The 11,118-nt window shown below is 66.3% G+C and carries 10 protein-coding genes; 2 read left to right on the top strand and 8 right to left on the bottom strand.

The window, feature by feature from the left end:
* Positions 1–52: 52 nt before the first annotated feature.
* The gene (locus APY03_RS27710) at positions 53–517 is read right to left on the bottom strand and encodes a hypothetical protein (RefSeq protein ID WP_068681958.1); all 465 of its coding nucleotides are present in this window, start codon (positions 515–517) and stop codon (positions 53–55) included.
* Positions 518–828: 311 nt separating this feature from the next.
* Between APY03_RS27710 and APY03_RS27705 the strand changes: the two genes are divergently transcribed.
* The gene (locus APY03_RS27705; RefSeq protein ID WP_443082847.1) at positions 829–1,998 is read left to right on the top strand and encodes an efflux RND transporter periplasmic adaptor subunit; all 1,170 of its coding nucleotides are present in this window, start codon (positions 829–831) and stop codon (positions 1,996–1,998) included.
* A 52-nt stretch (positions 1,999–2,050) separates the two neighbouring features.
* Positions 2,051–5,203 carry an efflux RND transporter permease subunit gene (locus tag APY03_RS27700; RefSeq protein ID WP_068681956.1) on the top strand — a complete coding sequence of 1,051 codons (3,153 nt, stop codon included), beginning with the start codon at positions 2,051–2,053 and terminating at the stop codon, positions 5,201–5,203.
* Positions 5,204–5,256: 53 nt separating this feature from the next.
* Here the strand turns inward: APY03_RS27700 and APY03_RS27695 are convergent, their stop codons facing one another.
* The 7 genes from APY03_RS27695 to APY03_RS44650 all read right to left on the bottom strand — a co-directional run.
* Positions 5,257–5,595 (bottom strand): hypothetical protein, encoded by a 339-nt coding sequence (locus tag APY03_RS27695; protein WP_146039260.1) that lies wholly within the window; start codon positions 5,593–5,595, stop codon positions 5,257–5,259.
* Entirely contained in the window at positions 5,552–7,273 is a 1,722-nt protein-coding gene (locus tag APY03_RS27690; protein WP_068681952.1) for a hypothetical protein, read from the bottom strand. The genes APY03_RS27695 and APY03_RS27690 overlap by 44 nt, the downstream gene beginning before the upstream one ends.
* 17 nt (positions 7,274–7,290) lie before the next feature.
* Positions 7,291–7,740 carry a hypothetical protein gene (locus tag APY03_RS27685; protein WP_068681950.1) on the bottom strand — a complete coding sequence of 150 codons (450 nt, stop codon included), beginning with the start codon at positions 7,738–7,740 and terminating at the stop codon, positions 7,291–7,293.
* Positions 7,741–8,038: 298 nt separating this feature from the next.
* Positions 8,039–8,983, bottom strand: a complete 945-nt coding sequence (locus tag APY03_RS27680) for an alpha/beta hydrolase (protein ID WP_068681948.1) — start codon at positions 8,981–8,983, stop codon at positions 8,039–8,041.
* Positions 8,976–9,782 carry an alpha/beta fold hydrolase gene (locus tag APY03_RS27675; protein ID WP_068681946.1) on the bottom strand — a complete coding sequence of 269 codons (807 nt, stop codon included), beginning with the start codon at positions 9,780–9,782 and terminating at the stop codon, positions 8,976–8,978. The genes APY03_RS27680 and APY03_RS27675 overlap by 8 nt, the downstream gene beginning before the upstream one ends.
* Entirely contained in the window at positions 9,779–10,495 is a 717-nt protein-coding gene (locus APY03_RS27670; protein ID WP_068681944.1) for a 4'-phosphopantetheinyl transferase family protein, read from the bottom strand. Before APY03_RS27670 ends, APY03_RS27675 begins: the two co-directional genes overlap by 4 nt.
* Before the next feature lie 11 nt (positions 10,496–10,506).
* On the bottom strand, positions 10,507–11,118 hold a 612-nt coding region (locus APY03_RS44650; RefSeq protein ID WP_232324445.1), incomplete at its 5' end, for an acyl carrier protein.

The raw sequence follows: 11,118 nt of genomic DNA, 5'->3' as shown, positions 1-11,118 counted from the left end.
ATCCGGCCGCGAAGGGTGCGAAGCCTTCGCGACCGGTACCCGGATTCGACAGCTACTGGCCGTAGCGCGGCAGCTGGTCGAACGGCGTCTTGCCGTCGTCGCGCGGGCCGGAGTTGGCCACGAAGGGCCAGAAGTTCAGCAGCGGCCTGTCGGCGGTTTCGCGCTTGGCCTGGGCCTCCTCGGGCGTGAGGATCCAGACCTCGCTCACCATGCCCGCGGGATCGCGCTTGTAGTTGACCAGCAGGTTCTGGCCGGTGAGGTTCGCCGGCATCACCAGCATCTGCTGGGCGCTGCGGATGCGCGCGCCCGGCGAGAGCCGCTCGGGCTGGCCGTCGAGCTGGATCTCGGGCGAATTCACGACCATGAAGCGGCCGCGCAGGGTGCCGATCGGAAAGTTGCGGCCGCCGAGCGCGGCCTCGTTCTGCGTCTGGACCGGTTCCTGCGCGCCAGCAGGCGCCGTCACGGTGCACAGTGCCGCCAGAAGGAGGGCAGTCCAGGGGGTGTTGCAGCGGTTCATGGTGTTCATCCAGAGGCTGTGGGGCAGCGGCGATTCTAAGCGGCGGCCTCCCGCCTTCCCCCGAGAACGGGGCGCCTTCCGTGCGGTGCTTCATATCCGCTTTACTTATCTTTACGGCACCGATGGACGGCAATCCCCGACCCCTGCTCCAATAGCTGTTGTCAGGCAAAAGTGCGCCTCGAACAACCGCGGCCGGCTTTCTACCCAACCCAGAAGCGCTCATGAACAAGAAACTCGTCCTCGCCCTCTCGGGTGTGCTGATCCTGAGCGCAGCCGGCGCGTGGCGCTGGGCGGAAAACAGGACGCAGGACGTGGCGCAGACGGGCGCGCCGCCCGCCGGAACCGCCGCCGCGCCCGGCAAGGGCGTTGGCCCGGGCGCGGCGGCGCCGGCCCTGGTCACGCTGGCGGCGGCCCAGAAGCAGGACGTGCCGGTGACCGTGCAGGTGAATGGCAGCGTGGTCTCCCTCAACAGCGTGGATCTGCGCCCGCAGGTCACGAACACGGTGCGCGAAGTGCATGTGAAGGAGGGCCAGTTCGTCAAGCAAGGGCAACTGCTCTTCACGCTCGACGACCGCCCCGACCAGGCCAACCTGGCCAAGGCCCGTGCCCAGCAGCAGAAGGACGAGGCCACACTGGCCGACCTGCAACGCCAGTACCGGCGCAGCCAGGAGCTGGTGGCGCAGAACTTCATCGCCAAGGCCGCCGCCGACGCCACGCTGTCGCAACTGGAGGCGCAGCGCGCCGCGGTGGCAGCGGACAAGGCCGCGGTGCAATCGGCCCAGGTGGCGCTGGGCTATGCCACGCTGCGCGCGCCCATTGCCGGGCGCATCGGCGCCGTCAACATCTACCCGGGCACCCTGGTGCAGCCCAGCCTGTCGCTGGTGACCATCACCCAGCTCGACCCGATCGCGGTCAGCTTCCCGGTGCCCGAAGACAAGCTGCAGGACCTGCTGGCCGCCGCGCGCTCGCACGCGCCGGTCGAGGCACTCGTGAGCGGGCGCAAGACGCCGATGAAGGGCACCCTGAACTTCGTCGACAACACGGTCGACCCGCTGATCGGCACCGTGCGCGCCAAGGCTGTGTTCGACAACGCCGACCAGGGCCTGTGGCCCGGCCAGTTCGTCGAGACCCGCGTGACCGTGCGCACGCTCGAGGGCGCCACCGTGATTCCCGCGGCCGCCATCATGATGCTGGCCGAGGGCAGCTCGGTCTACGTCGTCGACGCCGAGCGGACAGCGACGCGCCGCAAGGTTCAGGCGCTGTACAACTTCGGCACGCAGGTCGCGGTGCGCGGCGTGGAGCCCGGCGAGCAGGTGGTGATCGAAGGCAAGCAGAACGTGCGCCCGGGCGGCAAGGTGCGGCTCGACAGCGCCGGCCAGCCGCAGCGCTCCAATGGCAATGCGCCCCAGGCGACCTCGGGCGGAGCCGCCTCCGCAACGCCCGGCGACGCCAGGGTGGTCGCGCAGCGGGAGCGCACATGAGCGCCGCCCGGCCGCCCATACACGAAGTGACGAGCCTGCGGGAGGCAATCCAGTGAATATCTCGGAGCTCTGCATCCGTCGTCCGGCGATGACGGTGCTGCTCTCGGCCGCCGTGGTGGTGGCCGGCATCTTTGCGTACTTCCAGATCCCGGTCGCGGCCCTCCCCAGCTACAACACGCCGGTCATCAACGTCAACGCGCAGTTGCCGGGCGCAAGTCCCGACACCATGGCTTCCTCGGTTGCGCTGCCGCTGGAGAAGCAGTTCTCCACCATTCCGGGCCTGTCGACGATCAGCTCGGTCAACACCCAGGGCGTGAGCTCGATCACCCTGGAATTCGTCAGCAGCCGCGACATCGATGCCGCCGCCGTCGATGTGCAGGCTGCGCTGTTGCGGGCGCAGCGGCAATTGCCGGTCGAACTGACGCAGATGCCCTCGTACCGCAAGGTCAATCCGGCCGATGCGCCGGTGCTGTTCATCGCGCTCGTCTCGCCCTCGATGAACCCGTCCGAGCTGAACGACTATGCGGAGAACCTGATCTCGCCGACGCTCTCCACCATCGACGGCGTGGCACAGGTCGTGGTGTATGGCCGCAAGGCTTTCGCGGTGCGCATCAAGGCCAACGCCGACCTGCTCAACGCCCGCAACATCACCCTCGATGAACTGGCCAACGCCGTGCGCCTGGCCAACGCGAACACGCCCGTGGGCGTGCTCGACGGCCCGCGCCAGACACTCACCATCCAGGCCAACGAGCAGATGCTAAAGGCCGCCGACTTCGCCAAGGTGATCGTCGGCCAGCGCAACGGGGCGCCGGTGCGGCTGGACGAGGTAGCCACCATCGAGGACAGCTTCGAGTCGGTCAAGACCGCCAGCAGCTTCAACGGCCAGAGTTCGATCTCGCTGGCCGTGCAGAGGCAGCCCAATGCCAACACCGTGCAGGTGGTGGACGCGGTGCGGGCGCTGATGCCGCGGTTCCGCGAGGAGCTGCCGCAGTCGGTCGAGATCAACATGGTCAACGACCGCTCCATCTCCATCCGCGAGGCGGTGCACGACGTCCAGCTCACGCTGCTGGGCACGGTGCTGCTGGTGGTGCTGGTGATCTTCCTGTTCCTGCACCGCGTGGTGGCCACGCTCATTCCGGCGGCCACCATCCCGATCTCCCTGATCGGCGCCGTGGCGCTGCTCTACGCCTTCGGCTACAGCCTGGACAACGTGTCGCTGCTGGGCATCACGCTGGCGGTCGGCCTGGTGGTGGACGACGCCATCGTGGTGCTGGAGAACATCATGCGCTACGTCGAGAAGGGCATGGCGCCGATGGCCGCCGCGCTGCGCGGTGCGCGCGAGGTGGGCTTCACCATCGTCTCGATCTCGGTCTCGCTTGTGGCGGTGTTCATCCCGATCTTCTTCATGCCGGGCGTGATCGGCCTCCTGTTCCACGAGTTCGCGGTCGTGGTCGGCCTGGCGGTGCTGGTGTCGGCCGTGGTGTCGCTGACCCTCGTGCCGATGATGGCCAGCCGCCTCTTGCGGCAGACGCATCGCTCTGCGGGGGCGCAGGAGCACGAGGACGGCCACGCCGAGCCCGGCACCGCCATAGGCCGCGCGTTCGAGCGTGGATACCGCTGGGTCCACGGCACTTACCTGCGCTCGCTCGACTGGACGCTGCGCCGCCGCAAACTCATGCTGGTCGTTGCGGCATCGACCTTCGCGCTGACGGCCTGGATGTTCATCGTCATCCCGAAGGGCTTCTTCCCCGAGGAAGACATCGGCCAGATCTTCATCACGACCGAGGCTGCCGAAGACATCTCGTTTCCGGCGATGAAGGCCTTGCAGGACCGTGTGGCCGAGGCCGTGCGGACCGATCCGAATGTGGCCTATGTCAACTCCTTCGTCGGCGTCGGCGGCTCGAGCTCCACTCAGAATACCGGCCGGTTGTTCGTGGTCCTCAAGCCGCGCAGTGAGCGCGGCAAGATGGCGCAGGTGATGGAGTCCCTGCGCACGCGCTTTCGCGAGATCCCCGGCATCGCAGCGTACATGCAGCCGGTGCAGAACCTGCGCCTGGGCGGCCGCCAGAGCAAGGCACGCTTCCAGTACACCCTGCAAAGCGTGAACGCCGGCTCCATCAACGAGTGGGCCGAAAAGCTGATGGAGCGCATGCGTGCCGACCCCGCCTTCCGCGACGTCACCAGCGACTCCCAGAACCGCGGCCTGCAGGCCACGCTGGAGATCGACCGCGACAAGGCCGGCGTGCTCGGCGTTGCGGTCGGCGACCTGCGCACCGCGCTCTACAACGCCTATGGCGACCGCCAGATCGGCAGCATCTACGCGCCCAGCAACACCTACCAGGTGATCCTCTCGGCGGCCGACGACGACCGCCAGTTCGAGGAAGACATGTCGCGCCTGTCGGTTCGCAGCAAGACCGGGCAGTTGGTGCCGCTGTCGGCTTTCTCGACCGTCAAGCGCACGGTGGGGCCGACTTCCGTCAACCACCAGGGCCAGCTGCAGGCGGTGACGGTGTCCTTCAACCTTGCGCCCGACGTGCCGCTGGGCAATGCGACCGCGAAGATCGACCAGCTCAAGGCCGAGCTCAAGATCCCGCCCTCGATCATCACCAGCTACGGCGGCGACGCCGCGGTGTTCCAGAGCTCGCAGGCCAGCCAGGCGGTGCTGCTGGTGCTGGCGGTGCTGGTCATCTACGTGCTGCTCGGCGTGCTCTACGAGAGCTACATCCACCCGCTCACCATCCTGGCCGGGCTGCCCTCGGCGGCGGTGGGGGCGCTGCTTTCGCTCAAGCTCTTCGGCTTCGACCTGACGCTGATCGCGACCATCGGCATCCTGCTCTTGATCGGCATCGTCAAGAAGAACGCGATCATGATGATCGACTTCGCGCTGGACGCGCAGCGCACCCAGGGCATGGCGCCGGTCGACGCGATACGAGAGGCCTGCCGGCTGCGCTTCCGCCCGATCCTGATGACTACCTTGGCTGCCCTGATGGGCGCGCTGCCGCTCGCGCTGGGGCTGGGTGCCGGCGCCGAGCTGCGCCAGCCGCTGGGCGTGGCGGTGGTCGGCGGGCTGCTGTTCTCGCAGGTGATCACGCTCTACATCACGCCGGCCATCTACCTGGCGCTGGACCGCTACAGCGGCAGCGGGCCGATGCAGGAGCTGCCGGGGGAGAAGCTCGCGTACGCGGCGCCTGGGCCTGCCGCCTGAGCATCGGGCCAAGCCGAGCACCTCGGTGAAGGCATCAGACACGAGAGTGGCAGCTAGTACATGTTGTCGATCAACTGTTTCACTTGCCGGTCAACGGGCGAGGTAGGTAGCGCTGGAGAGACGGCAATCCGGTCCCTTATGCGAATTTTTATAAAGTAAGTGCTGGACGAAGCGTCATTTTCTCTGAGCTTGGCAAGGAAATTGATGAGGTCTGTCGCGATCGCCACTTCGCCCATGTCCATTCTTCGTCTGGCCAAATACCAGATATCGACGAGGCCGTTCGCAAAATCTGGGGTCTGAATCGACTCAGGCCGATATTTGTGCGCTGCGACAAGCAAAGCAAGAGCGCTATCCGGAGGAAGAATCGCCGCGAGCACGCCCAGAAGCTTCATCGCGGCCGATGTGTCGACTGCCGCCAAATCCCCCGCAACCTTCTGCACGTCGAGCTTTCCACTGCGTAGCTTTGTCTGAAACCGACTTGGCGCATGAAAGCATTTCATCCCAGGAGGAAATCGAGCCCATGTCCTCGATCGCGCCGCGCACCTCGACGGAAGCTGACTTGAGCGCATCCTGAAGGCGCTGCTGCTCCTTCTCCTCCTTCGCCTGCCGCTGTGCGGTGTGTGATGCCGTCGCAAGCTCGATAGACCGCTCTCTGTCTTTTTCCAGTTGGTCCACCGCGTTGAAGCCCGCGGCGAGTAGGCTGATTGACTTGCGGGAGTTGTCGTCGACGTCTTGGAGCCGTTTCCGAAGTTCACCAAGCAATCCTGTGTGCTCCAGTTCCTCCTTGATGTGCGGCTTGATGTAGTGCGAGTTGCCGATGTCGCTGCCGACGATACTTGCCCAGAGGCCGAGCGGCGCCCAATGGGAGATCTCCATGCCCGACATGTACCCCACCTGCTCGATAGCGTCGACAAGCCTCCCTACGTCGACAGCGGTTCGGCAGGTTCCTACTGCGGAGTTTGCGAGCCACTTCGCGCACCTTCCCGGCATACCCGAAAGCAGCGTGGCCGACAAGAAGCCTTGGAAGTCAAATAGCTCCCCGCGGTCATGCGCGCCTTGAATCAGATGCCCCATCAATCCTGTGACGAACTTCGCCTGCGATGCTGTCGTGCGCTCGCCGGGGCATAGCGTGGCAATCAGCGTTCCAAGGTCGAACTGCTGTTCGCCCAGGCCCTTCTCCAGTTTTGCGAAGAGTGCAACTATCTTCGGATCCTGCAAGAAATCGAACTCCCGCTTCCCGGGGCCCTCCGCTTCGGCCATCGCAAGGTTGATATCCACCACGAGCAAGGCAAGCGTGGTGTCCACTTGGCCCCGTTCGGCCGGGATCATTCCCTGGAGCCCGTCAACGGCTGCGGCGAGCTCGCGAGACTTTCGACAGGCCGTGGACACCTTGACGTTCGCGAGAAGATTGAGGACTTTGTCGCGCGCGCTTGGGGGACAGCCCTGGATGAGCAGCACCAATTGCGTGGCGTAGGCCTTCGGATCACCATTGATCGTGCTTTTCACCTTGTCCATGTAGAGGTCCCTTTCGCGCTTTGCCTGCTTGCGATCGGAAGCAGGTTGCGCCGGAGGCAACGTCTCAATGAGCCTGTATTCCTCCGTCCCGGCGCGCAGATCCTTGGCTGCCGGGTCGCAGAGGAAATGGAATTGCCGGGCTGCCTTGACATCCAGCTTCACCAGGAGCCTGAAGACCGGGACCAGGAAGGTTCCTCGACCGGTCAACCTCTCGCCAAAACGCATCGTCTTCGCTTTCAGCTCGATAACCATGTTCTCGATGACGTGCTCATCGTGAAGCACATCGCAAGCAGCGTCATCGAGGTTGAGTGCGTGGAGGAGGGTGATGGCAGTCTTGATCGGGGTCTTGAAGTCCCGTCCCGGGTAGAGGGCAGAGAGTTCGTTGTAATGCTTCTCCAGATGCGGCGGCCAGTTCGACTTCAGCTTGGGGGGCTGGAGGTTCTTTACTTTCTTGCTACCGCCCTTGTTGGCCTTTTCGTCGCCGGACGAATCGTCGTCCTCCTTGAAGGTCTTGAAGATTTTGGACGGGGCGAATCGACGCGTCAGGGCTTCCATAGGTTCTCCAACTCGAGTTAGCGGAACTCCTGAGTAACAGCCTGCGAAGGATTGTTACGCTCTGCGAGAACGTCGTCCCACATCGCAAAGCGCCAGCGCAAGTTGTCGACGATCCTCGCGAATTCGACATGCCCCACTCGTTCGTGCTCCACGCTGACCCAGAGCGTGTAGCGCCCACTCGATCGGTTCGCGGTCAGAACCCATCTTCCATCCATGTCATCGCCGAGTTCCAGCTCTTCGGATAACTCCGCGTCAATTTGCGGCGGGCTTTGAGGGAACGCCTCGGGCCCGGGATGCGCGAAGAACAGCAGGTCGTTTTCCGATTCGCTCATCTGCACACCTAGCCAGTGCGTATCGTCGAGCGGAAGGGGAAAGACATTTTCCTCGTCGGGAGTTGGAGGGCTGTCGAGCCTGCCTTCACAAGCGAGGAAATTGGCGACAAGGCAGTCGAGCGGCAGTGTGTTCATTCGGGTTGGTAACCCGAGGGAATATCTGCGTTCCAAAGGGGTAGCCACCCGAGTCAATGGGGTCAAGGGGCATGTCGTGAGCCTTGCAACCGGCTCGGATCGGCCGGTATTTCGAGCCAGGCGGCGACGCCGAGTATCTGCAGGAGGCGGTCAAGCAGGCCGATGCGATCCCGTGGTCGGCTGGCAGCGCCTGCAACATCTGCCGACACGATGACGCGTCTGGCCACCAGTCAAGACGCGGGGCTGCCAGGAGCGTGTACGTTTGGCTCCAGGCGTCACCGCGACACTGACATGATGCTCAGATCACCGGATCCCGCTGCAACGCAACCGCCGGCCTGCTGCTTGCGAACTGCCCGCCCGTGCGTGCTGGCTCGGCGGCAGGCGGCGAGGAAGTCACCGGAGCACCCTGCACCACCCGCAGCGCCCAGTCGCACACCACTTCGATGAAGATCTGCTGCGAAGCCATCGAGGTGAGGCTATGGTCGATCTCGCCGATGAACTGGTACTCGAAGTGCTGGGTGAAGGCCTCCTTCGCGAAGGGGCCGAGCTGGTCGCGCTTGCGGTCGGTCACGTGCATGGTGCCGGTGTACAGCAGCAACACCGCCACGTTGCGCTCCGCGATCTGCGTCATCGAGCGGCGGAACAGCGCGGCCGTGACTTCCGGCGGATCGGGCTCGAAGATGTGCGGCGCGGCGGCGGCTGCGGCGGCGGCGGAGAACTTGCGCTGCAGCCAGCGTACCGTCTTGCCGATCACCGCGGGATTGGTCAATGCCAGCGCGCGCCACAAGCTGCGCTCCAGCTGCGCACGCCGGCCGGGGAAGGCGTAGCCGTCGAACATCAGCAGGCCCACCACGCGCGAGTCGGCCACCGCGAGCGACAGGCCGTTGGTCGCACCGGAGCACAGGCCGATCACGATGAAGCGGCGCACGCCCAGCATGGTCTGGATCAGGTTCATGGCCGCCTGCAGGTCCAGCACCGCCTGCGTGAGGAAGTGCTCGGAGCCGCTGGCCGGCCCGCTGTCGCCCAGGCCGGCGAGGTCCATGCGGATGCAACTGATGCCGCGCGCTGCCATCTCCCGCGCCAGCTTGACGTTGATGCGTCGCGGCCCGATCCGGTGGTTGGCGCCCATGTTGAGCATCAGGCAGGCCACCGGCGCCATCGGCCCCTCGGCCGGCGTGGTGATGATGCCGATCAGCGAGCCGTCGGGTCCGAACTGAACGGGTGTCTCTTTGTAGTCACTCATGTATTACCGCCAGCAGTCGTTGCAGCGCCTCCGTGGGAACCATTGCGTTGTTGGGATGCGGATCGGAGGTCCAGACCAGCGGGTGCTGGAAGGCCGAGATTCGCAACGGCATGTGACGAGCCATCTCCTGCGCCGCCCATTGATGGGTCGCGTGGTCCTCGGCATCGGCCAGGACCACCGTCTCGTGCAGCGCGGTGAGTTGCAGGCTTGCCGGCGAGAGCGCGCGCAATTGCTCGCGCATCAGCGGCGACACGCCGAAGCCGAAGGTCTCTTCGGTGAAGGCGTCCGGGTCCCGCGCCAGCTGGCGGCGCCAGGCAGCGTCGGGCACGCAGAAGGAACGCTCCAGCGCATCGACGTGGCCGGCGCGCAGCTCGTCGACGTAGCGCGCGCCGTCCACGATCGGGTCCCAGAGGATCAGCCGCGCCGGGTCGCAGCGCCCGCTCTTGGCTGCCATTACCGCCAGCGCCGCGCCCAGGCGCGCGCCGAGCCAGATGATGCGCCGGCTGCCGGTGCGCCGCCGCAGCTCCTCGTGCGCGGCGCAGACATCGCGGCGCCAGCCCTCGAGATCGCCGTCGGTGTCCTCGCCGGGCGAGTCGCCGCTGCCGTAATAGTCGAAGCGCAGCACCGCTACGCCGGCCCGAGCGAGCCGGTCGGCCAGCACGCGGAACAGCCGGTGCCCGCGCACGGCCTCCTGGCCCAGGGGCATGCAGATCACCACTGCGAGCCTGGCGTCGCGCTCGGGTGCGTGGAAAAGCCCGAACAGCTGCCTGGAGGCCGGGCCGAAGAGCATCGGAGTCATGCGTACATCTCATTGTCGACCAGGGGCCGGCACGCTGCCTGGGCCAGCCCGAAGGCCAGCACGCGGGCCACGGCGCATTGCGCTCCCTGGACATCGTGAAAAGAGGATAGCGCGAGCCGCGCGCAGCCGTCCGCGGCGTCGATCTGCACTTCGCGCACGTCGGGCGACACACCCACCTCGAAGCTGCGCGTGTCCACCGACAGTCCCATGCCGGTGGCCTTGAGGCAGGCCTCCTTGCGCGTCCAGCAGCAGAGGAAGGCACGGTCGCGGGCTTCCTGCGGCAGCGCCGCCAGCGCGCGCCGCTCGGCTGCGCTGAAGTAGGTTTCGGCCAGGGCCTCGGCGTCCGGCATCGGGCGCAGCAGCTCGATGTCCACGCCCACCTCGGCGTCGTCGCAGACGGCGATCAGGGCCAGCGACTCGCTGTGGCTGAGATTGAAGCGCAGCCCGCCATGCTCGACCAGGCTTGGCTTGCCGAGGGCGCCCAGCGCGAATTCCAGCGTGGAGGCCGGGATGCCGCATTGCGAGGAGAGCGTCTCGCGCAGCGCGGCATGGGCGGCGATGAAGCGGTTGCGATCACGCTTGAAGACGAAGCGCCGGGCACGGTCCCACTCCGCTTCGGAGAGGGCGGCCACGGCCTGCGGCGCCGGAGTGGCGTCCAGGTCCACCTGCCAGAGGCGGCAGTTCATCGAGGAAGGGAGCTGCACGGTCGTCATGGCGATGCGCCTCAGTTCTTGCGGCCCCAGCCCAGCACGCGGCTGAGCAGGCCGCCGCGCTTGGCGCCGCTGTCGGCGGCAGGTGCGGATTCCACCTCGAGCGGTGTGCCCGCAGCGGCGGAGGCGAGCTGCCCCAGGCTTTCGAACACGTAGCGCCGCGGCTCCACGCGGAAGCCCATCACCTGTTCGGCCTGCTGCACCACCCGCATCGCCAGCAGCGAGTCGCCGCCCAGGTCGAAGAAGTTGTCGTTGGCACGGATGTCGTTGACATCGATGGTGAGCGCGCTGGCCCAGATCTGCGCCAGCTTGGCCTGCTCGGGCAGGAGCAGCACCGGCTGCGCCTGCGCCGGACGCGCGGCCACGGTCTCGGCCGCGCTCGGCGCCGGTGCCGCGTCGGCGGCCAGGCGCTGCAGGTAGAGCGCGCTCTCCGAGCCCTCGGGCGCGGAGAGCGCCCCAAGGGTCGTGTCCGGCTGCTGGGCCACCTTGCGCAGCAGCTCCATGTAGCGCTCCTTGAAGGCCTCGCCGGTCTCGCGCCGGTAGATGTCGGCGTTGTAGACCACGGCACCCTCGAGGCCCTGGGGCTTGTCCATCAGCCAGATCCCGAGGTCATCGGTCGCGCCGCG

This window comes from Variovorax sp. WDL1, from assembly GCF_001541225.1.
Classification (GTDB): Bacteria; Pseudomonadota; Gammaproteobacteria; order Burkholderiales; family Burkholderiaceae_C; genus Variovorax.
Note: the sequence above shows the minus strand (reverse complement) of the source record. Positions and strands in the feature narration are given on the sequence as shown.